Annotated in this window: 22 protein-coding genes; 5 read left to right on the top strand and 17 right to left on the bottom strand. The window is 47.1% G+C overall.

Annotation, left to right across the window (positions count from 1 at the left end):
• Positions 1–22: 22 nt before the first annotated feature.
• Positions 23–2008, bottom strand: a complete 1986-nt coding sequence (thrS, locus tag K2Q26_14155) for a threonine--tRNA ligase (GenBank protein MBY0316663.1) — start codon at positions 2006–2008, stop codon at positions 23–25.
• Between the two features lie 244 nt (positions 2009–2252).
• Here thrS and K2Q26_14150 point away from each other — a divergent pair, with 244 nt between their 5' ends.
• The 5 genes from K2Q26_14150 (at position 2253) to K2Q26_14130 (ending at position 7257) form a co-directional block, all read left to right on the top strand.
• Entirely contained in the window at positions 2253–2888 is a 636-nt protein-coding gene (locus K2Q26_14150; protein MBY0316662.1) for a hypothetical protein, read from the top strand.
• 47 nt (positions 2889–2935) lie between these two features.
• On the top strand, positions 2936–3235 hold the full coding sequence (locus K2Q26_14145) for a hypothetical protein (GenBank protein ID MBY0316661.1): 300 nt from the start codon (positions 2936–2938) through the stop codon (positions 3233–3235).
• Positions 3232–3603, top strand: coding sequence for a hypothetical protein (locus K2Q26_14140; GenBank protein MBY0316660.1), 372 nt, complete (start codon positions 3232–3234; stop codon positions 3601–3603). Before K2Q26_14145 ends, K2Q26_14140 begins: the two co-directional genes overlap by 4 nt.
• A 93-nt stretch (positions 3604–3696) precedes the next feature.
• Entirely contained in the window at positions 3697–5997 is a 2301-nt protein-coding gene (locus K2Q26_14135) for a prolyl oligopeptidase family serine peptidase (protein ID MBY0316659.1), read from the top strand.
• A complete protein-coding gene (locus K2Q26_14130) occupies positions 5998–7257 on the top strand; it encodes a hypothetical protein (GenBank protein ID MBY0316658.1) in 1260 nt (419 codons plus the stop codon).
• Here K2Q26_14130 and K2Q26_14125 read toward each other — a convergent pair.
• The 16 genes from K2Q26_14125 to K2Q26_14050 all read right to left on the bottom strand — a co-directional run bounded on the left by K2Q26_14125 (position 7226) and on the right by K2Q26_14050 (position 26197).
• On the bottom strand, positions 7226–8794 hold the full coding sequence (locus tag K2Q26_14125; protein MBY0316657.1) for a hypothetical protein: 1569 nt from the start codon (positions 8792–8794) through the stop codon (positions 7226–7228). The genes K2Q26_14130 and K2Q26_14125 overlap by 32 nt on opposite strands.
• Positions 8795–8917: 123 nt before the next feature.
• Positions 8918–10249 (bottom strand): hypothetical protein, encoded by a 1332-nt coding sequence (locus K2Q26_14120; GenBank protein ID MBY0316656.1) that lies wholly within the window; start codon positions 10247–10249, stop codon positions 8918–8920.
• Between the two features lie 18 nt (positions 10250–10267).
• Entirely contained in the window at positions 10268–11287 is a 1020-nt protein-coding gene (locus K2Q26_14115; protein MBY0316655.1) for a prepilin-type N-terminal cleavage/methylation domain-containing protein, read from the bottom strand.
• A complete protein-coding gene (locus K2Q26_14110; GenBank protein ID MBY0316654.1) occupies positions 11268–11744 on the bottom strand; it encodes a hypothetical protein in 477 nt (158 codons plus the stop codon). Before K2Q26_14110 ends, K2Q26_14115 begins: the two co-directional genes overlap by 20 nt.
• 65 nt (positions 11745–11809) lie before the next feature.
• Complete coding sequence (locus K2Q26_14105) at positions 11810–13000, bottom strand: hypothetical protein (protein MBY0316653.1); 1191 nt, start codon at positions 12998–13000, stop codon at positions 11810–11812.
• 43 nt (positions 13001–13043) lie between these two features.
• Positions 13044–13550, bottom strand: coding sequence for a hypothetical protein (locus tag K2Q26_14100; GenBank protein MBY0316652.1), 507 nt, complete (start codon positions 13548–13550; stop codon positions 13044–13046).
• Positions 13551–13777: 227 nt separating this feature from the next.
• Positions 13778–14980: a molybdopterin oxidoreductase gene (locus K2Q26_14095; protein MBY0316651.1), complete on the bottom strand. Its 1203-nt coding sequence runs from the start codon at positions 14978–14980 to the stop codon at positions 13778–13780.
• A complete protein-coding gene (locus tag K2Q26_14090; GenBank protein MBY0316650.1) occupies positions 14981–15559 on the bottom strand; it encodes a cytochrome c in 579 nt (192 codons plus the stop codon).
• A gap of 1 nt (position 15560) precedes the next feature.
• Positions 15561–16085 (bottom strand): DUF3341 domain-containing protein, encoded by a 525-nt coding sequence (locus K2Q26_14085; protein ID MBY0316649.1) that lies wholly within the window; start codon positions 16083–16085, stop codon positions 15561–15563.
• Complete coding sequence (gene nrfD, locus K2Q26_14080) at positions 16078–17436, bottom strand: polysulfide reductase NrfD (protein MBY0316648.1); 1359 nt, start codon at positions 17434–17436, stop codon at positions 16078–16080. Before nrfD ends, K2Q26_14085 begins: the two co-directional genes overlap by 8 nt.
• Complete coding sequence (locus K2Q26_14075) at positions 17433–20513, bottom strand: TAT-variant-translocated molybdopterin oxidoreductase (GenBank protein ID MBY0316647.1); 3081 nt, start codon at positions 20511–20513, stop codon at positions 17433–17435. Before K2Q26_14075 ends, nrfD begins: the two co-directional genes overlap by 4 nt.
• An 8-nt stretch (positions 20514–20521) precedes the next feature.
• Positions 20522–21073 (bottom strand): cytochrome c family protein, encoded by a 552-nt coding sequence (locus tag K2Q26_14070; GenBank protein ID MBY0316646.1) that lies wholly within the window; start codon positions 21071–21073, stop codon positions 20522–20524.
• A 226-nt stretch (positions 21074–21299) separates the two neighbouring features.
• Positions 21300–22904: a cytochrome c biogenesis protein CcsA gene (gene ccsA, locus K2Q26_14065; GenBank protein ID MBY0316645.1), complete on the bottom strand. Its 1605-nt coding sequence runs from the start codon at positions 22902–22904 to the stop codon at positions 21300–21302.
• Complete coding sequence (locus tag K2Q26_14060; protein MBY0316644.1) at positions 22897–24384, bottom strand: cytochrome c biogenesis protein ResB; 1488 nt, start codon at positions 24382–24384, stop codon at positions 22897–22899. The genes ccsA and K2Q26_14060 overlap by 8 nt, the downstream gene beginning before the upstream one ends.
• Before the next feature lie 121 nt (positions 24385–24505).
• On the bottom strand, positions 24506–25621 hold the full coding sequence (locus K2Q26_14055; protein ID MBY0316643.1) for a hypothetical protein: 1116 nt from the start codon (positions 25619–25621) through the stop codon (positions 24506–24508).
• A complete protein-coding gene (locus K2Q26_14050; protein ID MBY0316642.1) occupies positions 25622–26197 on the bottom strand; it encodes a cob(I)yrinic acid a,c-diamide adenosyltransferase in 576 nt (191 codons plus the stop codon).
• Positions 26198–26237: the final 40 nt, after the last annotated feature.

Below are 26237 nucleotides of genomic sequence, written 5' to 3'. Positions count from 1 at the left end.
TGGGGGTTTTGGTTTAATTGGATTAATGGCTTTTCTCCTGGTTTGGATTTGGTTTTGGTACATCAAAAAGCGTACTCAACGACTTTGTGGTGTACTCTTGTTTTAATTTTTCAATAAAGTCTTCGGTGTTGAGGAAGTTTAAAACTTCTCCGGATCGTAAGCGCACCGACACCACGCCCTGCTCGACCTCTTTGTCGCCAATAATGAGCATATATGGAATTTGTTTAATCTGAGCTTCGCGAATTTTGTAACCGAGCTTTTCACTGCGATCATCAAATTCGACTCTAAAGCCCGCGTCGAACAGCCTCTTCTTTAATTCTTGGCAATATGCCGTTTGACGATCGGTCACGTTGAGAATGATGGCCTGAACGGGAGATAACCAAAGAGGAAATCTTCCGGCGCAATGTTCGATATAAATTCCGATGAATCGCTCCAGCGTGCCTAAAATCGCCCGGTGGAGCATCACTGGACGATGTTCAGCATTGTCTTCACCGATGTATTTGAGCGCGAAGTTCTCCGGAAGAATGTAATCCACCTGCATCGTGCCCAACTGCCACGTGCGCTTCATGATATCGACAAAATGAACTTCGATCTTGGCGCCGTAAAAAGCGCCATCGCCTTCAGCAATCTTGTAAGGGACGCCCAGTTTTTCCATGGCGTTGATCAGTGCGCCTTCAGAGCGATCCCATTGTTCATCGGTTCCCATGCGGCTCTCAGGGCGAGTGGCGATGAGAACTTTATAATCGTTCATGCCTAATGTTCCGTAAACCTCTTGAAGGAAAGTCATAAAGCTTTCCATTTCCGCAGGAAGTTGATCTTCGCGACAGAAAATATGAGCGTCGTCTTGAGACATGGAGCGAACACGAGTTAATCCGTGAAGAGCTCCGCTGGCTTCGTAGCGATGCAGACGACCGAAGTCGGCCACACGGTACGGAAGCTCACGATACGAATGGAGCTCCGACCCGTAAAGTAGACAGTGTCCAGGACAATTCATCGGTTTTACCCCGACAGTCGCTTTGTCGCCCATTTCGCTAAAGTACATGTTTTCTTTGTAATGAGAATAATGCCCCGACGTCTTAAAAAGTACGACATCGTAGACTTGAGGTGTGATCACCTCGTGATAACCATACTTACGGTAAAGCGAGCGGACGTAATTGCAAAGCTCATTGTAAATCACCGCCCCCTTGGGAGTGAAAAACGGCATGCCCGGAGCCCAGTCATGAAACATGATCAGTCCGAGCTCTTTACCCACCTTGCGGTGATCGCGTTTTTTCGCTTCCTCTAAGTTGTGGAGATACTCTTTGAGTTCTTTTTTATCGTTGAAGGCCGTTCCATACACACGCTGAAGCTGTTTGTTGGCCTGATCTCCACGCCAGTAAGCTCCGGCAAGGGACATGACCTTGACCGCTTTCACCTGACCGGTGGATTGTGTGTGAGGTCCACGGCATAAATCAAACCAGTCGCCTTGGGAGTAAATGGAAACTTCGGTTTGATTTTGTTTATCGCGCAAATCTTCGATGAGTTCGACTTTATAATTTTCGCCCAGCTTCTTAAAAATTTCGATGGCTTCGTTGATGGGATAATTTTTGCGATTGATCGGAAGATTACGACTGACGATCTCGGCCATTTTGTCTTCGATCTTTTGAAGATCATCTTGCGAGAAGGGTTGCTCGGGATCGAAGTCATAATAAAATCCGCTCTCGACAACTGGACCAATGGTGACTTTGACATTTTTAAATAACTCTTGCACCGCTTGGGCCATGATGTGCGCCCCGGAGTGACGAAGAACTTCCAAGCCCGCTTCTGAGTTGGCCGTCACAATATTGATGGAATCACCGTTTTTTAGGAGCGTGCGAAGATCAGCGATGTCTTTGCTGCCGTTGATGTAGCCACCCACGCAATTCTTGGCGAGTCCCGCACCGATGCTTTGGGCCACTTCGAGAATGGTAGGTTCATGATCAAATGTTTTTACCGATTTATCAGGTAAGCTGACAGAAATTTGAGACATGCAGTTATGAAATGGTCACGAAGCGTGGGTTCATCAGTTCTATAGATCATCCAAAACTGCCCAAAAATCAATGAGTTTGTGTACTTCTTACCGTTTGCACAGTCGATTACGGGGAATTACGGCCGATTTTTTTACATTTTCGCCGAATTTCTTCAAAAAACTTAAAGATCCACCCGTTGGCGGCTATTTACACCTCCATAGGAAAATTAACTGGCCAGGATGTGCCCAAAATTTGGAGTTTTACATGATCAAAGCATTATTAGCCGCAGCTGTGATGTTTGGTGCCGCTTTCAGCGCCCAAGCGAACGATTCATCAATCCCCTACATCGAAGTTCAGGGTGTACACCCTCACGGAAAACTGGAATTCGAGCCCCTCTCTTTTTACGGGAAAGAGACTTACAAGTTCTTCGAAGCGATGCCCGAAATTGCATTTGCCGGCGGTGATCTATCCACTGAATATCGCTCTCTCGATATTCGCAGCAAAGGTTGGGTCGTGAGCATCTATTGTGCTCGCGAATATATGGCACCACTCACAGAACAGTTTAAGGATGACTACATGTGCTCCGTTTCTGCGTTTAAAAACGGTCCCGACTATGTAGACTCTGGAGATACCTTCAAACTCGATGGATGGCTCCCGATGATCGCAGATAACGATCTCATCGCTCAAGGAATTGACCCTTACAACAATCTCCCAGGCGAGTACGTCAGCTTCTATGGAAAAGAAACGGCAAAAATGGTCGCCGTGACTAAGAATGGTTCCATCTTCGTCGACAGCAAAGCCTACACGATGTACATGGTTTGCCAACAAGAGTACGTAAACCCTGTGAGTAAACAAGTGTACAACGATTACATGTGCACTATCGGTTTCTACAAGAAGTAAAATTTTACTTTAAATCTTTGTGCCCGTAGCTTAAAAGTTATGGGCACATGATAAAACACCAAAAACTTCTCATCATTCTACTGATTCTCATCTCGCCTCTATTACTCTCTCTCATTTCACAGTTTAACTTAATCAGCCCTTACAGGGTGACTTTTGAAATCGCCACGATGCTCACTCCTGTGGGGATCTTCAAAAATTATTATTGGGAAGAAACGATTCTTACTCCCTATTATTCGGTCATAATGCCTAATCAAGGGCGTGATCATAATCTATTTATTTATTTTTACATTCTGATCCAGTTTTCTTTGGCGGGATTCTTCTTAAGACGATTGGGACGTCGAGCATGAATTCACTGTCCTACTTTTACGTTTTTCTGCAGTCCAATTTACTCGAGGTGCCGTTCTATTTTATGATCTATAAAGAGGTCCGTCGCCTCAAGTTGATTCGCATTCACCACGATCTCTGGGACTTTTTCTTCCTGGTGACATTGTCGAATATGATGACCCACCCTATCGTTTTTTTTGTAATTATGTCGGCAAAAATTTCATTCTTATCTGGAATCCTCGTCGCCGAGGGGTTCGCGATCTTCGCCGAGACCCTCCTTCACCACTTTGTGTTTAAAATTCCACTCAAATATACCTTTACAGCATCCACCCTGGCTAACCTCGTCTCCTGGCAGCTGGGACCAATGATCACCTACGCCCTCTTCTACTGACCCTGACCTGTAGTTTTTTTCAGAATCTTGGGAAACCTTTGTTTTCATCTCGCAAGGTGTTATTAAGGCGTATCTCATAAAAAAAGGATTCAAATGAAGTCGATCTTGATCGTAGTTTTTTCTTTTTGTGCTGTGGCTTTCGCCGCCCAGCTTGAATTTGGTGTCACCCAATACCCTGAGCTTGAGGAGATCCAGTCCACAACCGCAGATCAATTTGTCCAGAGTCAGAATGCAGAGACGCTTGAGAACTTGGAATCACACGCCGATTTTAAAACGATCCGGACTTATTTTAAAAATTATATTCAAGACTCTAAAATTCGTGCCAAATCAAAAGCGAAAATCTACGGAAACTATGCTTACGGATTTTATACCGACGACAGTCATCCGAACGGTCTTTATCGAAAAGTCGACAAAGACCTTTACCTCAAAGCCAAACAGGAGAACTCCGTCGAGGCGCTTCCCTGGGAAAATATTCTTGATGTTGATGCTTTCATAAAGACTAATCCTTTTCCAAAAGAAATCACATCGCCATCTCTTGGAACTTTCAATTGTTGGCGAGATAAAAAAACCAATGAGCCCTTACGTTGTTTAGTCGGCTTTAGTCAGTCCGGCGGAGATAAAAAAGTTTTTTACGAATTCGATATTCAAAAGAAAATGTGGGTCCTAGAGAATAGCTTCAATTTCTTGTTCCATACTCGCACTACATTCACGTGGATTGATGAAAACCATCTTGTGGTGGGCCTCGATGGCTTATCGTTTTATAACCTTAAGCATCCCACAAAACCTATCAATTTAGACTCAGCGATCGAGATGGGGCTAGTCACAAAGATCGGCTATCCTCGCCACCTCTATATTTGGAAGCGTGGAGAACCTTTCTCATCCGAACAAAAGCCACTCTTTTCAACACAAAAAGAGGCGATCACCGTGGCGGCTGGCGCGATGGAAAGTCAAAAAGTCATTACAGACCCAATTCACTTTTTGATGGTGTATGAGGTCATCAGTCGTGAGGTTTTAAATATACATATACTTCAGGATCTTCAATCTACGGGCCAGTACACATCCACGCAGCTGCAAATCCCCAAGCAACTCCACCTTTTAGGCACAACGGATAGTGATGACCTTATCATAAAAACAGAAGAGGATTGGGCCGATTTTAAAAAAGATGACGTCATTTCAGTCCATCTGAATTATCAAAATGATCAAGTGATTCAAATGAATCCGACACTCATTTACCGACATGAATCCAGCGACTCCATTTTGGGAGGCGGTTCACTAGTGACCAATGATAAGACTAAAAAAGACGATGACCAGATTTTTCTAAAGATTTCCAAGAACGTCAGCGATGAACTCAAAGTCCTTCAATGGAATTCAGGTCATTGGACTCCGAAAGAGTTTAAAATCCCGGAACAGAGCGAGTTTCAATCTTTGACGGTAGTTTCTGAACCCCCTGAGAACAAACTGCGTTTATTTATATCCACTCATCTGGAGCCCTACAAAGAGTATACGGTTCGCTCCGAAAATAATTCTTTTTCGTTTGAGCTTGTCGACACCGACGTTAAGATTTTCAATCCGGCGCAGTTTAAAGTTTCGCAACTTTGGATCGATCAAGGCTTAGATCAGAACGGAAAACACATACGCGTGCCCTATTTTATCATCTACGATCCTCAAAAAGTAGATCTAGAGAACAACGAAAAACCCGCACCGACTCTTGTTTATGGTTATGGCGGTTTCGGTGTCAGTATGAACCCTGGATATATCGGCAACGTCGGACACCTTTGGCTTCAGAAAGGTGGCGTTTACGTTGTGGCCAATATTCGTGGAGGACGGGAATTTGGCAAGTACTGGCACGAGTCTTCTCTTAAAGAAAATAAATCAAACAGCTATCGCGACTTTATCGGTATCGCCGAGGACCTTATTCGAAGAGGAATCACATCTCCGTCGAAGCTTGCGATTCAAGGAGGAAGCAACGGTGGACTACTCGTAGGTGTGGCAATGACACAGAGACCAGAGCTTTTTAAAGCGGTGATCTGCGAAATACCCCTCCTCGATATGGCGAGATATCACAAATTACTTTCTGGTCCTTCTTGGATGCCCGAATATGGAAATCCTGAAACGACCGAGAAAAACTTTTGGGCCCAATACTCCCCCCTCCATCAGCTCAAGGACGGAGTTAAATATCCTCCCGTTTTCATTAAAACCAATCGCCATGACGACCGCGTTCATCCCGGCCATGCTCGAAAATTTTCCGCAAGACTTAAAGAGCTCCAATCCCGCCATTATTTTTACGAGGATCCCAAGGGAGGTCACGGCGGCACCCTGATGACGAGCGACGAACAAGCGTACCGTGATACGCTCTCGTGGATTTATCTTTATAAAGAATTGGACGTGAAATAAATGAAATGGGCCTTGATTTGTGCGCTTCTAACGGTAACTGAAGCTGCGTTTTCTCAAAGTTATTTTTGCCGAGACGTTTTCCATAAACGTTCGGCCGTGGTGCAAGAGCTTCATCTCAAAAATCCGATACCTCAGTTACTTCTTTGGGAACAGACCGCGAATCTTCCGGAGTTTCACAAGCCTACAGAGCCCGTCATGATCGAATCTGCGGAAGCGCCAAGACAGGCGGTCGATATCAAGTGGGCTGGCTCCGAGGACCTCCGCGCCAGCATCGAGGGCTATTTTAAAATTTCTCGCGACGCTTATCTCTGGCCGCAACATCCCTACAATGATGAATCTCGTGTTCCTTTTTACGGACTCCCCGAAAGCCATCCTCGACCTGTTTATTTTTCGGCGTCTCGTTCTTTATTCTTTTGGGTGGAAAGCCAGCTGTTTTCGTACCGAACTCCTACAAACTTTCCCCACCGAGGTATTGAGCAACCTTCAAAAGCAGACCTGAGAGACATTGTTAAAGTGGCCACCGAGCGCACAAAACATATTCAAACGATGGATCAAAAGCTGGGGAAGCCTAAAACATTCCAAATCCTTTTTGACGTTCTCTCCCTGATCGAAAAAGAAACGGGCAACGGAATCTCCGTGCGTGATCTTACTCCACTTCAGGATGGAAACTATTATCTGCCGGGTTTTGCAATTCCCTACTTTGGGAAAACTTTAGCAGAACGACACGGCGAAAACTTTGATATATTCTGGAAGAAACATTACGCCGAACCCGTCGGACGCGTCAAAGCTCTCCTTCTACTTCGGTACGGTTTACAAATGGCAACCCCGAACTCGCAAAACTTTTTGATCCAGTTGGATTCGAATCTTCATCCTACAGGAAAGATATATATTCGCGATCTCACCGATGCTGATTTCGTCAGTGAGATCTCCGAACATTTAGGCTTCACACGACAACTGGATTTTGATCGTTCCCAAAAACTTCCTGTGGCCGATCAGATGGATCCCTCGGGAGACACTTCTTTTTTTCTCATGACTAAAAGTGGCTCCGTCGCTACGGCCACCGTTGAAAAATGGGTCGCCGCCCATAACGAGGCTTATCTCTCGATTTTGAAAAGAGAACTTGGACTCACCGAAAAAAGCTTCACGATCTTCCAACTTTATAAATTCTTGCAAAGTGAGATGGGCTCAGCGGCACTTAAGAACTACTCGAATCGCATCCAAGACTCTTCTAGTGTTTGTTGTGCACCAAATAACCATTAGCCCAATAGGTGTGATCTCCGTCCAGCACTAGGTTGTAGACCACTTGGAACGATAAACCGCTTTGAGATCGCACGCTATCAACAGCGATCCACTGCCCGTCTTTTAAAACTTGATCGCCTACCTTTAAGATATCTTGAACGCGAAATCCATGTTCACGATAAGTCTCTTCCGGCCAAAATGATTTCCAACCCTGCTTCGTTTGAAAAGGATGCTCGGGAGTAAAAAACGGTTCTTCATCATTGAATCCAACGAGAGGGCGTTGGGCCAACAGGACCTTTTCTACCGCAATAACTTGATTACCGAACCCGCTTGCACTAGCCACTTGCTGCCCAGGAACAACCTCCGCGATTGATCTATTGGTTCCATCTTGCATTCGGATTTTTGTTGTGGAAGTAAAACATGATGATCCCGGATCGACAGCACAAACTTTTTCCCCACTGGCGGTGATCGAACCGTAGTCTCTATACCCCGGAGGACAAAGTCCACCGGGATTTCCACCACCTAACGGAATCCAAGCCGTTCCATTACAACCCTCAAAGATTTTGGTGGCCGCAATGTAGCGAATCGATCCTTCAATGGTTGGCGAACACGGAGCCCCGGTGCTTTGAATTTTCATTTCCCCAGCCACCTCAAGTTTGGTCTGTGGAGTTGTTGTACCGACTCCCACGTTCCCGTCCCAAGTTAAAGTGAGAGGTCTTTGCAGAGTGCCAATGCTGGTGCTTGTTTGAAAGTACATATTGCCGAGAATTCCATTGTTCCAACGATTTCTAAAGTAAGTGTCTCCAGAGTTTGTATATTCAATTTCAAATCCTTCGGCACCTCCGACGCCCCCGGTTCCCGCCATTTCAAAAAAGACGGACTGTTCCTCGGGATTCCATATGGTGAGCTTGGGGGAGGTTCCTGTACGATAAATTTCAAATGTCGACTGAGGAAGAGCTGAACCGACGCCGACGTTGCCAGAAGCATAAAAGATGTCATTCACGTTGTTCGATCGCTGCCAAATCCCATCTGACATTTTTGCGGAAGCGATGCATTCCAACATCGCGCCAGTTGTCGGATTTCTCTTTATACTAATGTTGATAAACTTTGGATCCGAAACATTAATCCCAGCCACTTTTTTTATCGCTTGAAGTTGCACCATAAGATTGGCTGTAGCCGTGGAAGGATTCGTCGCCGTAGTGCCGGGCGTATAATTAAATACTAAATTGCTAATGCGATAGGTGTTGCTCGAATACGGAGTGGCGGTCATCCACTTTACGGAGTTATCGGCATTTCTAATTTGAGTGATGGCTTCAGTATGTCCATTAGTAAGTAACGAGATCGAGCCGAAGGTGGCACGACAGGCCTGTGTGTCGCTCAGATGTGCGCGAATCTCTTCCACAAGGACATCGCGCTGAGTGCGAAAGTCTGCCATGTTCTGCGACTTCGTCATGTTTTCAAAAAGTGACAGTGTGCCCACCGCAACGATACCTACGATCGCAACTCCCACCATCACCGAGGCTAACGAAAAACCTTTGTTATATTGAGGACGAGCCATGTTGCTCCTTTAATATCTTAGGCAAAGAATTCACCGCATTCATCACTTTTATAAGCGAATTTCCTTCTCGAGGATTTCGAAACGGAGAGTTTTTCCATAGTTGAAGTTTAATCGATGAAATTTCTACTTACAACAATACAGATCGGAAATTGTCGTATAAGTGTTATCAGCTATGAAACAAATCTGAGTGGTACGCACTTGATTAACGTACTCACCTGCAGGACAACTCGCCTGATGGGGAACTGCGCTTGTCGTACAGTCGGTATTAGAGGTGACCCAATGGCAAGTGTTCCCCAAAGCGCCACCTAATGGCTTCCACATCACACCATCACATCCCTCGAATGTTTTGGTCGCAGCAGAATAGCGAATGGATCCTTCGTTCAAAACACTACAAACTGATCCTCCTGATTTTATACGGACTTCTCCATCAACATCTAGTTTCGCTATAGGATCTGCTGTTCCAACACCGACATTGCCCGTTTGGTCGATAAGCATTCTCTGTACTGGCATGACACTTCCATTGGGCGTCGTATTAAAAGTGATATCTGAGCCTTTGGCTGTTGAGCTATAGTTTTGAGTGGCGCTCATTTTTATAAAGGAACCCCCATAATTTGTGACGTGAAAGCCGTCGATCACGTCGCGGCCGCTCAATGAGGTGAGCGCATCGCCGGCCAGTGGATATAAAGGACTTGCTCGGCTACCGCGGCCTCTCATACCTACCCATGCGGAGCTGTGGGCAAGATTGTTCGAGTACGCGTAGGATCCAAAGAAGCTCCAGTCATTTTCTTTCTCAGCGACGACATCCCCTTGCACTAAATGCAGGCGCGCGGTGGGGTTTGTGGTCCCTATTCCGACGCTGCCACTGGAGTAGAAAATGTCATTCACGCTGGTCGATCGCTGCCAAATCCCATCTGACATTTTTGCAGAAGCGATACACTCTAACATAGCTCCCGTAGTGGGATTTCTCTTAATACTAATATTGATATACTTCGGATCAGAAACATTTATCCCAGCCACCTTCTTCAACGCTTGAAGCTGCACCATGAGATTGGCGGTGGCGGTGGATGGGTTCGTCGGCGAAGTACCAGGTGTATAATTAAAAACTAAACTGCTGATGCGATAGGTATTGCTCGAATACGGCGTTGCGGTCATCCACTTTACGGAGCTATCGGCATTTCGGATCTGAGTGATGGCTTCAGAGTGTCCGTCGGTCAGTAACGAGATCGAACCCAAAGTCGCGCGACAGGCCTGGGTGTCGCTCAAGTGAGAGCGAATCTCCTCCACCAGTACATCGCGCTGGGTGCGAAAGTCCGCCATGTTCTGCGACTTGGTCATGTTTTCAAAAAGTGACAGCGTGCCCACCGCAACGATACCGACGATGGCAACTCCCACCATGACCGAGGCTAAAGAAAAACCTCGATTAGAATATTTAAAAAACATTTGACCCGAAAGCACACTCACCTCGTATATTATTTATTTACAACAGATCGCATAGGCGATGGAACAAGCCTCTGTGCTTGTCGCTGGATTCCAGCAGTCCACCGTAAAAGTATTGGGTAGTGTAGAGTCAGGCCCAAAAAATGTAGGCGTTCCCCGCGAAATTCCCGAGCACAAACCATAACCAGGAGCTTCGCAGATTCCTCCTCCACCCGTCATCACTTCGTCGGGAGCGCAGGAGGCCCGAGAGACGTAACTTGGGGCTGGACCCGAATCACTCACCTTCCGACAGACCGAACCGATATTTCTAAACTGAGTGCCATCACAAAATTCCATGCGATGAGTGGATTTATTGTAGCGTAAAACTCCTTCCAGAGAGGAATCACATTGAGTCACGCGGCTTTCATCGCCGGCTCTTACACCACCGTCCACATCGAGGGTGGTGGCCGGAGATGCACTTCCGACTCCGACGTTTCCTCCCGTATAGAAAATATCATTCACAGTTGCTGTTCGCTGCCAAATTCCGTCAGACATTTTCGCAGAAGCGATGCATTCCAACATGGCGCCTGTCGTAGAGTTTCTCTTGATACTGATATTTATAAATTTTGGATCAGAAACGTTAACGCCGGCCACTTTTTTCATCGCTTGAAGTTGCACCATAAGATTTGCGGTGGCGGTGGATGGATTTGTCGGCGATGTCCCAGGTGTGTAGTTAAAAACCAGGCCACTAATACGATAAGTATTGTTCGAGTAAGGCGTAGCTGTCTCCCACTTGACGGAGTTGTCGGCATTTCGAATTTGAGAGATCGTCTCGGAGTACCCATTGGTCAGTAACGAGATGGACCCGAAAGTGGCGCGGCAGGCTTGCGTGTCGCTCAGGTGTGCTCGAATCTCTTCCACAAGGACATCGCGCTGAGTGCGAAAGTCCGCCATGTTTTGCGACTTGGTCATATTTTCAAAGAGCGAGAGCGTGCCGACCGCAACGATACCAACAATCGCGACCCCCACCATCACCGAGGCTAAAGAAAAACCTTGGTTATTTTGAGGACGAACCATGTCGTTCCTTGAGAGCCTTCGAGAGAGAATTCACTGCGTCCATCACTTCTGTCAGCTCATCTCCGTCTCGAAGATTTCTTGTGTGACCGTAATCTCCCTGAATCAGCTTATCCAAAATGGCAGTGATTGGAACAATAGGTCCAAAGAATCGATGGGAAATCTTCACAAGAAAAACAAACGAAACCAGGATCAGTAACAGGCATAGTAAAGTGGGATAAAGCATCGACTGCATCAAAGAATTAAGAATATGCTCATAGATGATCGGATCAATGGCCTCCGAACTCAGTGACGTCTTGATCGTAAAATAGTTAAAAATCTGAGTCCCTAGAAAGGCTCCGAGCACCAGGAGATAACTACTGACGATCATGAGGGTCGCCAATTTGAGTTGCCGCTCAGGACGTATAAGTAAATTTTTAATAAATCTTTTGTTTTTAACAGGAGCCGATTTTGTTTCCATATTTAAAGTTTAATCGGAGAGCAAAGAAATGCAATTAAGAAAGTGAGGACCAACTTCAGTAAAAACTAGCGACAGCATTTGATGCTGAGACCCGTCCTTGTCACGGCATTATCGCCCCCGCCCGCAGAGTTATCGGTGTAATCCTGAAGCTTTGCTCCACGCATGACCTGACCAGAAGGACACTCTCCGGAAGGACTTGTACCGTGGGTGTCCCTACCGCCATAGGAAAGGGATGCGTTTCCAGCATGGTCGATCCATTGGCAGACTTCTCCGGCAGCTTGGACCGATTTCCATTGAGTTCCGTCGCACACCTCCAAATTCTTTGTTGGAAGATGATAGCGCACAGCCCCTTCTTTATCCGTTGTACATGTCATTCCAGAACTGGACACCTTGATCTCTCCGCTGACATCTAACTTTACCGTCGGATTCTGAGACCCAATGCCCACGTCACCCGAATTCAAAATGGTCATTCGGGTCACATTTTCACTGCGAATGTCAATCTTGCCACCAGGTGTTCCGCCTGTGGTGTGACCATAATTAAGGACGCCGGTATCGGGGGCTTCGTTAAAAATCTGAAGAATATTCATCGGGGAGCCCGCAGCGGTCGACGTGGAAATTCCATTCAAGACATGGAGTGGACTTAAGGGTTGAGAGGTTCCGATACCTACTCGTCCGGTGCTATAAAAAATATCGTTGATGTTGGTCGACCGAGTCCAAATCCCATCGGTCATCTTTGCCATCGCAATACACTCAATTAACTGTCCCGTTGGACTTTTAGTGATACGAATCGCAATTTCCCGAAACTTAAGTGTCGAAGTCCCTGACACGGACTTTTGAGCTTTAGTAAAGATTCGCAAAACGCCTTCGCCCAAATTGGCATTCAAAGCGGTGGGAAGATCTCCAGGCGTGTACAAAAACTGGAGGCCGGTGAGAACGAAAGCGCCGTTTCCGTAGATGGAGCCCACTGTATTTTTAAGTGTACCGTTCGCTTCTTTGATCGAATTCAGATCGGTCGTTGCTCCTGAGGCTCCGAGATTCACAGAGCTCAGGGTACTTTTACAAGAATCCACGTTGCTTAAATGAGCTCGCACTTCCTCGGTAAAATTATCCACTTGGAGTCGCGTCTCTTGGAAGTTTTGACTTTTCGTCATGCTCTCAAAAAGGGACAAAGTCCCTAAAGCCACAATTCCAACGACGGCCACTCCGACCATAACCGAAGCCAGTGAAAATCCTTTGCTTCCGTAATTCTGCACCATACAACAATGGTATTACTGCTTCGTTTAAATGCAACTTTGAATATTACTTATTTTTTTTCCGGGGAAAACGATATTTGAGAACCAAAATGCCCGCGAATAAGGCAAATACAAAAATAGAAAGGAGCGGACCCAGCAGCACCGAAGTCACTCCGGCCGAAAACAATGTGATTAACGCCGCGATCCCCGCGACACCGCTTAATCCAAAACAGAAAGCCGCCGCCCAGCGATTATGATGCTCCACGGGAGGTGGAGCCTCGTCCATCGCGCGACCCAAGTGAGGCTGAATCACAAGCCCAATACAAATAATAAAAACGAGTAAAGCCGCACCGCTATTATATTCCGAAGTCGACAAGGTCCCCACGGCCACGTACTGAAACCACAACATATAACCGACGAAGGCCAAGAAGCCTCCGACCGAAACAATACGACCTAGAAATGTCCGATTCACCATTCCCCCATCATACACCCCGTCACCCCAGGTGCAACTCCCCCGCAAACAGTCCCCCGCCAACCCCAACGACGCACCAGTTCTCAAAAAGTATCGGCGCACCCCCCGGACACGATCTGAGCCCCCCCGGGCAAACCTCAACTGTTCCAAGAGCCCGTCTCTTCGATTTGGTTTTAATTTGAAATTGAATTGAGGAGTATGCGTCGGCGGTCGCGCCCATGGAGGGGCGCGAAACGATCCATGGAAGGAGGCTTCCGCCGTAAGAATGCTCTTCAATTCAACTTCAAATTAAAATCAAATCGAAGAGCCAGTGCGGACGGAATTTCTGTTTAGTAAGTCACGTGGTGATGAATCGACTCATGACGACGAGGATCTTTGATCGGCACCAAATTGTAGCTCGACAAGAACTTAGCGACGACAAGAGAGAACAATCCGAGGAAGCCTACGAATGTCCCGATCTCAAGCCAAGAGAACGCGACGAATTCAGTGCTGTAATTCGGATAGATGAGCCAGAAAAGATCTACGTATTGCATGACGAGGATCAAGATACAGACACTGACCAAGTGAGCTGGTGTTCGCTTCGCCCAGCGAGGTAGTAAAGCAATGAACGGCACTACAAACCGGAAGACAATCAACGCGATCGAAACATACAACCATGAACCATGGGAGCGGTGAAGATAAAAGATCGTTTCTTCAGGTAAGTTTGCGTACCAGATCAACATAAACTGAGAGAATGCAATGTACGCCCAGAAGACGGTAAAGCCCTTCATAAACTTGGCGAGATCATGAACATGCTCAATGGTGACTAAACCTTTCACCCATCCCTGCTTCATGCAGAAAAGCGTGATAAGAATCAGCGTCGCTAAGGTGGACTGAAATAATCCTGCGAAACAATAAATTCCGTAGATCGTACTAAACCAGTGAGGCTCTAAGCTCATTAAAAAATCCACACTAAAAAGTGAGAAGCTTAATGCGAAAACGGCTAAGAAGGCCACCGACCATGGCAACGCCTTTGTCGTCCACTCTTCTCTTCCATCGCTATCTTGGCTTAAAGAAAATCCAACGATCTTACGAGCGAAGAAGATCCATAGGCCCATAAATAGAATAAAACGAATCGCGAAAAAGGTCTGATTTAAATACGGTGCCTTCCCCATCAATAAGGGATCATTGTCCACCGCAGGCTGGTCGAGCCACAAATAAAGATCTTTGTTGGCGAAGAACACAATGGGTAAACCAAGTACAAAAACAAAGGGTAAAAACGACGAGAGAGATTCAGAGATCCGGCGAATATTCACACTCCAGCCGGCGGAGGCCACATGCTGAATCGCCGCAAAGAACACTCCACCTAAGGTCAAACAGGTAAAAAAGAAGTAGCTGACGAGGTAAGCATGCCACGCTCTTTCTTTATTGATAAAAAATCCCACGGCAAGGAGTACGAAGCCCAAGCCGGTGAGCCCCATAAAGATCGCTTTGAGTTTAGAGTCTAATTGAAATTTTTGAGGACTGATGTTTTCTAAATTTAAGCCTGACATCTACTTACTCTCCTGCTGCATTTTACGAACATAAGCAACCACAGCCCAACGATCACGACCCTTTGGCATTTGGTACATGTAATTTCCCATCACGCCTTGTCCAAAAGTCAAAACATGGAAGATGCGTCCGTCGGCATACCCACGAATTTTGTCGGTCATTAATGACGGCGGTTTTACACCGATAAATTTTTGACCCACATGCCCGTCTCCCATTCCCTTTTCGCCATGGCAAAGAAGGCAATAGTTTTTGTAGTGCCTTTCTCCCAACGCGAGAAATTCGGGAGTGACCGTTGGCATTTTTAAATTTTTTCCGGCAGCCTCAGGGTCTGTCGCGTACTTCGCGGCTTCGCGATCCACGGCTAAAGTTCCCTCAGGCGGCACCAGCATACTGCTCTTCTCGCGATTATCAGGCATAAAATCCTGAGCTTTGAGAGCCGGTTGTTCCATCATATCTTGAATAACTTCAATATTGGGTTTGGTTTTATCTGAACATCCTGTCAGGCCGAATAGAAAAACAGCCACAAACAAGGACATGCAAAACATAAACGCCCAGTGCAATGATTTCTCTGTCACCAACATATTAGAACTCCGCCACTCGACGCGTTTCTTCGGCGCCGATCTGTTTGAGAAAAGATTCCACTTTTTCTGGATTGTATCCAGGCTCAGTTTCGGGAACCCACAATGCGAACTTGCTGCAAGTCAGATCCGGATGAATGATCGGCGGATCCACTTGAGGAAGCTTATTTAAAATAAACATCGCTCCCACAGAGCTTAAAGCTGCAAACAAAATCGTTAATTCGAAAGTAATAGGGATAAATGCAGGAAGCGAAAAGTAGGGCTTACCACCCACGTTGATCGGCCAGCTCACAGCGGACATCCACCACTGCATCAATAGACCTAAGCTTCCACCCGTGATCCCGGCGACAAAAGTCACCCAAGGAATCATACTGCGCTTGATACCGACAGCTTCTTCCATTCCGTGGACCGGAAAAGGCGTAATGGCATCAAAGTGTTTGTAACCGGCTTGGCGCATCTTATGAGCCGCTTCCACGCACTCATGATCATCACTCCAAAATCCAACAACTCCAGAAATACGCTTAGCCATGTTTATCTCCCTTCTTACCTACATATAAAACCGGTTTTACTTCGGCGATGGAAATCGCCGGGAAAGCACGGAGATACAAGAGGAATAAAGTTAGGAACATTCCAAAACTTCCAAAAAGAATAAACGCATCCCAACGAGACCAAGCATACATTCCCCAGCTCGAAGGAAGGAAATCGCGGTGAAGCGAAGTCACAGTAATCACGAAACGCTCGAACCACATTCCGATGTTTACGAAAATCGAAACCACAAACATGATCGGGATACTACGGCGAGCCGCTTTGAACCAGAACACTTGAGGAATGATCACGTTACACGAAATCATGATCCAGTAAGACCACCAGTAAGGACCAAACGCACGGTTCACGAAAGCGAACTTTTCGTAAGGAACGCCTGAGTACCAAGCGATGAAGAATTCAGAACCGTAGGCATAACCGACCATCATCCCCGTGGTCATGATGATCTTGTTCATCACTTCCATGTGGTCGATGGTGATATAGTCTTTAAACTTCGGAAACCCGATACGGACTAAAGTTAACAAAGTCACAACCATCCCGAAGCCCGAGAAGATCGCACCCGCAACGAAGTACGGAGGGAAAATCGTCGTGTGCCATCCCGGAAGCGACGCCACCGCGAAGTCGAAGGATACGATGGTGTGAACCGAAAGAACCAGCGGTGTGGATAGCCCTGCAAGTAATAGATAAACCATTTCGTAATGGCTCCAGTGTCTTGCCGTTCCTCTCCAACCTAAAGAAAGGATTCCGTAGATCAACTTGCGTGTTTTGTTTTTCGCGCGATCACGAATGGTCGCAAAGTCAGGAACAAGTCCCACATACCAGAAAACAATAGACACGGTCGCATATGTCGAAACCGCGAAAACGTCCCATAATAAAGGAGAACGGAAGTTCACCCACAAAGGACCTCTTTGGTTCGGATACGGGAACAACCAGAAATCCAACCAAGGACGACCGGTGTGAATCAACGGAAAAATCCCCGCAGTCATCACCGCAAAGACCGTCATCGCTTCAGCCGAGCGAGCCACTGAGGTTCTCCACTTTTGACGGAAGAGAAACAAGATGGCCGAAATCAAAGTTCCCGCGTGACCAATACCAATCCAGAAAACGAAGGTAATAATCATCGTTCCCCAACCGATCGGATGGTTCACCCCGAGAAGCCCCATCCCCGTCGTCACGATCATTCCGACCGAGAAGAGATAGAAAAGGAGCAAGAACTTGGCACTAAAGAACATCATGTACCAGGCGCGACCCGGAAGAGTTTCCACCGGTTCGCAAATGTCGTCAGTAATATCTTTATACGTTTTATTCCCTAAAACGAGAGGCTTTCTGTCCATCATGCGTGACCTCCATCCTTAGCTTCGTGCTTTTCGTGATGCTCATTTTTTTCACCAGGCCCTTTGTGAGGAGCCGGAGATTGAGGATGCTCTTCGCCATGGCCCGCAGGGGCTCCATGATGAACCGCGATTTCACGATCTGTGTTTCTCACTTTCGCTAAGTAGCGAACGCGAGGAGCGGCGTTGAACTCTTCAAGCAATGTGTAGTTGCGCTGAGAACGGAACAACCGGCTCACGCTGCTTTCTGGATCATTAAGGTCTCCAAACGAGATCCCTTCCGTCGGACAAGCTTCTTCGCACGCCGTTTTGATTTCGCCGTCTTTTAATGGACGGTTTTCATCTCTCGCGGTGTTTTTGCCTTCTTTAATTCTCTGGACGCAGAACGTACATTTTTCCATCACCCCACGAGTGCGCACCGTCACCTTAGGGTTGAGCGCCATATTCAATGGAGTTTTTGTATGATCGCCGTAGTAGAACCAGTTAAAGCGACGAACTTTATAAGGACAGTTGTTTGAGCAATAACGAGTTCCTACGCAACGGTTATAAACCATGTCGTTAAGACCTTCGTTACTGTGAACGGTAGCGAGAACCGGGCAAACCGTTTCGCAAGGAGCGTTTTCGCAATGCTGACACATGACCGGTTGGAAAACCGCATCAGGAGCCGCTTCGTCTCCTTTGTAATAACGATCGATACGGAGCCAGTGCATTTCGCGACCTTGCATCACATACTTTTTGCCGACCACAGGAATGTTGTTTTCCGATTGGCAGGCAATCACGCACGCGGAACAGCCGGTGCAAGTGTTGAGATCAATCGCCATACCCCATTTGTTGCCTTCATATTTATGAGCGCCCCAAATGCTAAAGATTTTATGCTTATGAATTCCGTTATCGCCACCCTTGAAAGCTTTGTACGAAGTCTCGGCGACGATCTGACGGCCTTCCATTGAGTTGTGACCTTGAGTCACCGCCAATGGATAGTGTTGTCCCGTCTTTTTGATCTCCACTGGCATTCCAGAGTAGACCATAGATCCATTGTTCCCTTTTTGCACAAAGTGGAATGCGTTAACACCCACACCTTTGAGTAACTCTCCTCCCGATTCGCGCCCGTAACCGACCGCAAGACCTAGAGATTGTTTATAAGTTCCAGGAACGATAAAGACCGGGACATTCATTTCGTGAGTGGATGATTTTACACTCAGAACGTCGCCGTCTTTGACCTTCCACTCTTTGGCCAAAGCGGGAGCGATGCAGAGATAGTTATCCCAAGTGACTTTGGTCACAGGATCAGGAAGTTCTAAAAGCCAAGACAAGTTGTTTAAAGACCCATCGGCCATTTGCGGAGTCGAATAGAGAGTGAGCTCGAAGCCTTCTTTAGGAGCCGGGGCTTCAATGGAAGCTACCGCGCCACCGGCAAACGAGCGACCTGAGTCGGCAGGAAGATTTCCTTGGTAACCTTTTTGAAGGTACTCAAACCAAGCGTCTTCTCCCCCCAAAGCCTTTAACTTCTTAGACTTAAAGTAATTGTAGAAGTTGTCTTCAGAAACAATAGCAGATCCGGCCTTTTGAGCCCAAGTGATTAAGCTATCTTCGAAACTACGAGTGTCATGGAGAGGACGAATCGTCGGCTGTTGAATGGTCATCACACCGCGAACCGCTTCGAACTCATTCCAGTTTTCCATCGAATGACCACAAGGGGCCACCACATCACACAGCTTCGCCGTCTCATCCATCCAGTTACTGGTCGTAACGACCATTTCCACTTTGTGCATGAGTTCTGCAAATTTGTAAGCAGAAGACAATGAGTAAACCGGGTTTACATTGTGAAGGATTAAAGTTTTCACCTTACCCGCTTCCATGGCTGCTAATAGATTTTCAAGATCCTCAGCTCCGCCAGAAAGAGAGTGTCCGCTCGCAGAAATGGTTTTCCCGTCGTTCCCGAGGATCGAGTTCAACCAGTTCAGGGCCACGTGAAAGCTCACCGCGTTTTCAGTCTCGGTCTGCAGACCTCCACCAATCACGATCGACTCGCCCGCATTTTTGGACAGGTCTTTGGCCACCGCATCCAAAGTTCCAGCCGCCACGCCCAATTGCTCATCGGTGACGATGGCGGATTTGAGTTTTCCCGGAACAGCCGAGGGCTGAATTCTAGAAATTAAAGCGAGAACAACGCCTAACTGTTGGCTCGGCTTAATTGGGTAATTGTCATCCGAATTCAAGCTTGTGATCGATGCCACAGATTGGAAGGACACAAGCTTCGACATGTTTTTATCAGGATTGCGACCGCGAGTGAACTTCACTGTCTGCTCAACCGGCGACAGGTAAGTTCCTAAGAAATCTCCATCGATGGAGAGAATGTAGCGAGCGCGATCAAAGTGATAACGAGGAACGACTTCGCTACCGTAGGAAATTTTAGAAGCTCTGCGAACCGATTGAGTATTGAAAACATCCCAAACGTATTTTGTCCCACCAAATTTTCCTAAAAAGGCTCGAGAAAGTTCTTCGGTGTGAGGCGAAGGATAGTTCGAAGTGAGAAGGGCCACTCCGCCCTTCTTCAATTGCTCAGTGACTTTGGCATCCACTTGATCCCAAGTTCTTTTTACAGAGACCGAGTTCGATCTTTTCTTCGGATTGATGGAATTAACGATCGGGCCTTTGAGTCGGTCTGGATCATATAAACTTAAAATGTGAGCGCTGGCGCGAGTGCTGATCCCTGCTGGATTGAGGGGATGACCTGGATTCGGACCCACAAACAGAGGGCGACCCTCGCGTGTTTTTACAACGATCCCGACGGCTTGAGTTCCATCGAAGTATGTCGAGGCATAGTGAGCCGCAACATCCAAGATCACTTCGCCGGGCTGTTTGTTGTAAGGAATAATTTTTTGAACCGGGCGACGCACGCAAGCGGCGGCCGACATGGCGACACTGGCACCCATGAGTTTCATAAACTGACGACGAGCTACGCCGTCTTTTCCGTCTTCTTCTTTGAGAGGAGAAGAATGGAATTCATTTTCAAACGTCTTCAAGAACTCAGGTGTTTGATATTTTTCGTCGAGACTTTTCCAAAATTGTTTTTCTTCCATAAATTCCTCTAGTGGTGACACGTCGAACAGTTGAGTGGGCCTTTAGGATCAGATTCTCTATGGCAATTCACACACCAGCCCATAGCGAGACTGTTCACTTGCTCAATAACATCCATCTCTGCCACAGGTCCGTGACACTTTTGGCAGGCGACGTAACGATCGTCAGGAGTACTAAACGTATGGACGTGGCGCTTGTGATTGAACTTCACGTGATCGGGGAGCATGTGAACCTTCGTCCACGCAATGGTTTCCCCAGCGAAGTACTTCTGTTGAAGTTTTTTGATGGGCTCTTTGTCCGTCGCCACCAACATGTGACAATTCATACAAACGTTAAGAGGTGGCACCGGTGAATGCTCCGACACTTCCACAGTGGAGTGACAGTACAAACACTGGATCTTGTTTTCACCCGCATGAAGTTTGTGGGAAAATGGGAGCGGTTGCTCCGGTGCATAGCCGGTGTTGTAGCCAATATGACCCCATTTACAGCCGGTAAGTAATGGAACTAAAAAAATCCACGTGAGCATGATCTTGGGCCACCGGATTCGGTGATGAGATGCCATCCGTTCTCCTCTCTGATGCAACGACAAAAACTGAGTTAACTATGTGTTACTAGTGAAATAACTATTAACTAATAATGATAAGGATGAAAATCTTTTTTTGAAAACAATTTGATAAAGACGCGGGAGAAAACACAGTGCACCATCTAATTGAAATCCTTTATCACCGGAAAAATATCTGAATGGAGGCTGCCGACGTCATTCTGAACGCAGCGATCTCCACTGCGTTTTAATTTCTGAGACTGATAATGCCCGAGTAAACAACGTAAAGTAACTGAGCTCCGACAAAAACCGAGACGTACTCGATGCCGCCGGCCCCGAATCCGTAGGAATGAAGTCCCGCACCGAGAACAAAATTCACTCCGTACCAAGCCATGATGACCAAATTAAAGGCAATGACGGCCCCAGCGAACATTCCAAAGTTTTTAAGCCAGCCCGCAAGCCTTCCATGAAGTACGGCGAGGTAACCGAGAAGCGCGATGAGAGCCCAAGTTTCTTTAGGATCCCAGCCCCAAAAACGGCCCCAAGAGTAGTCGGCCCACACTCCACCTAAAATAGTCCCGGCCGCGAGGAGCACCACTCCCACTTGCAAACTTTTATAGCAAGTGTCGACAAGCTCGCGGATTGTTGCTGATTCTCGATTTTCTGTCCTTATCATATAGAAGAGACCGACATTCCCGATCCCCAAAGCCAAGAAAAAGGCCGCATAGGCCAGAGTGATCGTCATCACATGAATCACCAACCAGAGGTTACTTCGCAGTACGGGCTCCAGGGGCTGAAGCGAACCATCCAAAATTAACGGAGCGAAGTCCGCCGCCACCATGCAAATGGCCGCCACCGCGGTCCCCGCAAGCATCGCAAAAGGTCCCCGCTTAACAAAGGCCAGTACGGCTGCAAATACGATGGTGCCCCACCCGACCCACACAACAGTTTCGTACATATTCGAAACCGGAGGGCGCTCCGTTATATAAACTCGCAGAGCAAAACCGTAAGTGTGAAGAAGAAAGGCCACTGTTGACAAGATCCAGCCCACGGCGGCCGTCTTCTTTTCCTTAAACAAAATGCTGAGGAAAAAGAAAATCATCGCTATTAAATAGATGATCCAGGCCCACATAAAGGGATGGAATTGATTGTAATGAGTCTCAATCCTCATCGGCTTTTCTAAAGGATAACTCTGGGGATTGACGGCTTTCGCCGCCGTGACGAAGTTTTCAATGGCGAGCTTGAGCTCGGCCTCCGATGCCGGAGTCGGTGCTGACGTGAATGTGAGCGCATAGGTGTTTAAAACTTTTTGGAATTTTTCTCTCAAAGGCTCTTCGAGATCGCGGTAATACTGCCAAGAAGAATCCTGAGGATCCGCATTCGGTACGATTCGAAAGGCTCCGAGCTTGATCGCATGATAGACGGTCAACTGATGGTTTAATCTTTGGGCCGCTTGAAAAAATGGATTCAACTTCTCTTTGTCTTGAGTTTTAACCGCCAGCTCCCCGATCACCACGTCGAGCCTTTGACTTTCCATCAATTCACGAAAGGAAAAGAGCTTCCCCTTCTCTTCGCTTAAACCGAGGGACTTGCGTAAGCCCGAATGATCGATTCGGATAAATTCTTTATTATCCCAGGCTTCGGGCACGAGCATCCAGGTGGTCACAATTTTGGTGGCCTCCTCACCTTGGAATTTGGAGCGACCGTGTAAAAGAGTTAAAGACTCTCGCGCAAATGTGTTGAAAGGCTTTAATCGGCCTCCATCTTGGATCGGCAAAGTGTCCATCGTAAATTCGGCAAACGCCGGTGAGACCGCCAAAGACAGAACCATCAGTAACAACCAGCTACGCATGAGAACTCCTCGCTCTTTTCCATCGTCGATAGAAAAGATGAATAGACCCTAAAACAATCAGCAGAGAGCCAATGTACTTAACCCATCGGCCGGGATCGAAGTTCACAGAAAAAATAGACGCTGCTGGCCGACCATTCTCAGCATCACGATAACTCGACTGATAAAAAGTGAGTCCATTAAAGTCGAGAGGCTCGTTCATCGAAATTTCCACCTCGCGATTTTCTGTCGGCAATCGCACTTTACTCTTATAAAACGCGGCCCGCGAGGTGCCCTGGTAACGACCCACTTCAAAATCAACAAGTTCCAACGCAAAAGATTTTGGCATGCATTGATAATCAAAAAAGAAATTCATGAAGTGAGCTGTGGAATAGCTCAAAAAGCCTTGCACCGATCCCATTTGACTCTTGAGATAATTAAAATCAATACAGCGGAAGTCCACCGGAATACGTCGATTGCCATAGCTCAACACGTACATTTCGGAATCGCCGTAGAGCCTTACACTCGAGTTCGCCCCCATCCAGTTCTCTTTTCCTTTAAAGGTGTATTTAAAGGCCGATATGGTGGCTTCCGAAGCTTTTTCGACCTTGCGGAAGTAAACCTGCTCTTTGGCTCGGGGAATGTACTTGAGCAAACGCAATTGAAAGTCCATCCAACCGACGTCAAACTTTTCTCCCGCTTTGATTTGCCCCTCTTTGAGGAGCCCCTTCTTGCGATCGCTGTAGACAGAATACTTGAGAGTGTCGTCGTTAACGACTTCAAAAACTAAAACGTTACCGGTGGCATATTTGTAATCACCCCGACTTAAAATCACCCGGGCCGGACCCAAAGCCAGCTCGTTGCCTCCGACTTTGCTAAACAACCACTGCGTCTGCGTGGCTCGCTCGCTGGAAAGTTGAAAGCGGACCGCGGCCCCATCGGTGGGGTTGTCTGATGGAATCACCTTAAAGTCGTAAACAGAATGAGGGTAAAACTCGGTGATCTGAATATCGCCGGCGGGTAAAGACACCACATAGGGATTTTTTTCGCTGGGTGGATTTTTAATAAAATTCACCTCATCCCGAGAAAGTTGTGTAAAACGATCTCCGCCCACACTGGCGTAAGATAAGAGTTCCATTTCAGAAACCGTGATCGTGTTTTGCTTTTCTCCCACTCCGATCGACATACTGCCATCCACTCCGTAATAGCGTGTGAGGAGCGAACCCGCGAGCAGACACAGAATTCCAATGTGAGCACTGATAAAACCAATGTGATGAGCTTTCCAAGGATAACGGCTGATGATCACCGCAATCAGATTGACGGCGAAAACTCCAAAGATCGTGTAAGAGAACCACGTGTGGTACACCAAATCCAAAGCCATTTTCGAATCGTTATATTTGGCTTCGACAATCGTTCCCCAAGCAATAAGAGTTCCGATCGCGAGGATAACCACAACCGCGAGCTTGAGAGATGCTAAGGGGCGAATCCAACTTTGGTATGACACGTAGTTAAATTAAACGCAGACCGCCAAATTGTCAGCCAAAACAGATGGGATTCGCACTGCAACGCAAACCTTCGAGGCTGTGAGCCTTTCGGTTCGATAAATGAGGTCTTCTGTGTCTTTTTTAAAGATGAACGAAGTTAAAGTCCGGCGGAGGGGTAAACTGATTCGGCTGTAAAAACTTCGGAAGGTCCTGCTCGGGCGGAAGAACGGTGTAAAAACCATAGGGCACCTTCGTCGAAAAGAAATTCTCGGGAGCGCGAGTGAAATAGTCCCCATAAAAACTGGTGTGCACAAGGATCTCACCCCGACGAGTTTCGTTGTAGGCATTGTACATCAGTGAATAAAAGACTTCCGCATTATCCACCGCACAGTGAGTGATGTACTTAAGACTTGCAGGCTTATCGACTCCAGGCATGGCGTGCATAAATCGAAGTGGAGAAACCAGCTGAGTGGTTTGATAAAGAAGAAGTCCCTCGTCGTGGTAGTCTTTGACGATCAGCTGTTGAACATCGCGATTGTTCCACGGAGCCATACAACCCACGATCTGATTCTTCATGTTCCGCGCGACTAAAAAGTTATTGATAAAAAACTGAGGCCAAGTTTCGAATTTGCGCGCCAGTCCGTCGGGAGTCAGATGCGAAAACATTGGACTCCCCACTTTTTTCTGAGTCAGATATTCGCAGATCTCTTCGATATCGCTGCTCCATGCGTGCGTCACACGAATGGTCGTGCTGGGACGAGCCGCCCACGGCAACATGCCCAAATAGAACACTTGATACATCTTTCGAAGGAGAAAGTAGTGCGGCAAGGAGCGCTTTAGCTTTTGGGGCCTAAGAAGCGCGTTGTAGGCTTGACTCTCGTACTGCTCGATGACGGTAAACACGTATTTCGATTTTTTCTCTTCGATCTTTTTATAGAAGTGTGGGACAAAATAATTGGCCCACTGCTGAATGGCCAATCTCTGCGAGGCCACTCGAAGATCGCTGATGTAAGCGACAAGTTGCTCCTGACGATCCACGTAAGCACGAACAAATGTCATTGTGGCGGCCGCAACAATATTCCTCTCTTGATCCAGAAGCATGACCGTCGAGAAGTCATCGGAAAGCAATCGGTAGTGATCGAAAAAACTATGCGTTCTCTGAACCGCAAAGTTCACGTGACCAACCACGGTCTGCTCTTGATAGAATTTTTGCAACAGAGGGGAATGTTTCTCCTCGGCCTCTACAAAATCAAACATTTATTTTTCCCAAACCACGTCTTTGACTTTAAGTTCCGCATTAATGTAACGAGCCAACACAAAAAAGTAATCATTCAGACGATTGAGGTAAGGAATAATGAGAGCCGGAATCTCTTGCTCTTCGGCCAGTTTGCAGCACATTCTTTCGGCACGACGACAAACGGTGCGTGCGATGTGCGCATAAGCTCCGGGATGGGATCCTCCGGGAAGAATAAAATTTTTAAGCTCCGTCAGGTGATTCGACATCCGATCCATCTCATTTTCGAGAGCCTGGATGTGCGCGGATTCGATCTGCGGTAATTTCTCCGCAATTTTTTTGTCATTGCACGCCAACTGACTGCCGACGTTAAACAACTGATTTTGGACACGGGTGAGCGCGCTCTTCATCGCCGCGAAGGCGTCCGCAGGAATTTGCGAAGTTTCTAAGAATGCGATGAGAACCCCAACACAGGAGTTTAACTCGTCCACGGTGCCGTAAACCTCCAGACGGAGATCTGATTTACTGACGCGATCGCCGGTCACTAGGCTAGTCGTGCCTTTATCGCCACTTCGAGTGTAAATTTTTGAGGTGGTCACTGCTGCTCCTAAGTTCTGTGCGTCTTGCTTCAAAAGCTCC

The sequence above is a fragment of the Bdellovibrionales bacterium genome (assembly GCA_019750295.1).
Classification (GTDB): domain Bacteria; phylum Bdellovibrionota; class Bdellovibrionia; order Bdellovibrionales; family JAGQZY01; genus JAIEOS01.
This window is presented reverse-complemented; position numbering and strand designations above follow the sequence as displayed.

Bases quoted from the DNA above. Each gene is read 5' to 3' on its own strand.
- thrS (MBY0316663.1), bottom strand. From the start codon at position 2,008: ATGTCTCAAATTTCTGTCAGCTTACCTGATAAATCGGTAAAAACATTT.
- K2Q26_14150 (MBY0316662.1), top strand. From the start codon at position 2,253: ATGATCAAAGCATTATTAGCCGCAGCTGTGATGTTTGGTGCCGCTTTC.
- K2Q26_14145 (MBY0316661.1), top strand. From the start codon at position 2,936: ATGATAAAACACCAAAAACTTCTCATCATTCTACTGATTCTCATCTCG.
- K2Q26_14140 (MBY0316660.1), top strand. From the start codon at position 3,232: ATGAATTCACTGTCCTACTTTTACGTTTTTCTGCAGTCCAATTTACTC.
- K2Q26_14135 (MBY0316659.1), top strand. From the start codon at position 3,697: ATGAAGTCGATCTTGATCGTAGTTTTTTCTTTTTGTGCTGTGGCTTTC.
- K2Q26_14130 (MBY0316658.1), top strand. From the start codon at position 5,998: ATGAAATGGGCCTTGATTTGTGCGCTTCTAACGGTAACTGAAGCTGCG.
- K2Q26_14125 (MBY0316657.1), bottom strand. From the start codon at position 8,794: ATGGCTCGTCCTCAATATAACAAAGGTTTTTCGTTAGCCTCGGTGATG.
- K2Q26_14115 (MBY0316655.1), bottom strand. From the start codon at position 11,287: ATGGTTCGTCCTCAAAATAACCAAGGTTTTTCTTTAGCCTCGGTGATG.
- K2Q26_14110 (MBY0316654.1), bottom strand. From the start codon at position 11,744: ATGGAAACAAAATCGGCTCCTGTTAAAAACAAAAGATTTATTAAAAAT.
- K2Q26_14105 (MBY0316653.1), bottom strand. From the start codon at position 13,000: ATGGTGCAGAATTACGGAAGCAAAGGATTTTCACTGGCTTCGGTTATG.
- K2Q26_14095 (MBY0316651.1), bottom strand. From the start codon at position 14,980: ATGTCAGGCTTAAATTTAGAAAACATCAGTCCTCAAAAATTTCAATTA.
- K2Q26_14090 (MBY0316650.1), bottom strand. From the start codon at position 15,559: ATGTTGGTGACAGAGAAATCATTGCACTGGGCGTTTATGTTTTGCATG.
- K2Q26_14085 (MBY0316649.1), bottom strand. From the start codon at position 16,085: ATGGCTAAGCGTATTTCTGGAGTTGTTGGATTTTGGAGTGATGATCAT.
- nrfD (MBY0316648.1), bottom strand. From the start codon at position 17,436: ATGATGGACAGAAAGCCTCTCGTTTTAGGGAATAAAACGTATAAAGAT.
- K2Q26_14075 (MBY0316647.1), bottom strand. From the start codon at position 20,513: ATGGAAGAAAAACAATTTTGGAAAAGTCTCGACGAAAAATATCAAACA.
- K2Q26_14070 (MBY0316646.1), bottom strand. From the start codon at position 21,073: ATGGCATCTCATCACCGAATCCGGTGGCCCAAGATCATGCTCACGTGG.
- ccsA (MBY0316645.1), bottom strand. From the start codon at position 22,904: ATGCGTAGCTGGTTGTTACTGATGGTTCTGTCTTTGGCGGTCTCACCG.
- K2Q26_14055 (MBY0316643.1), bottom strand. From the start codon at position 25,621: ATGTTTGATTTTGTAGAGGCCGAGGAGAAACATTCCCCTCTGTTGCAA.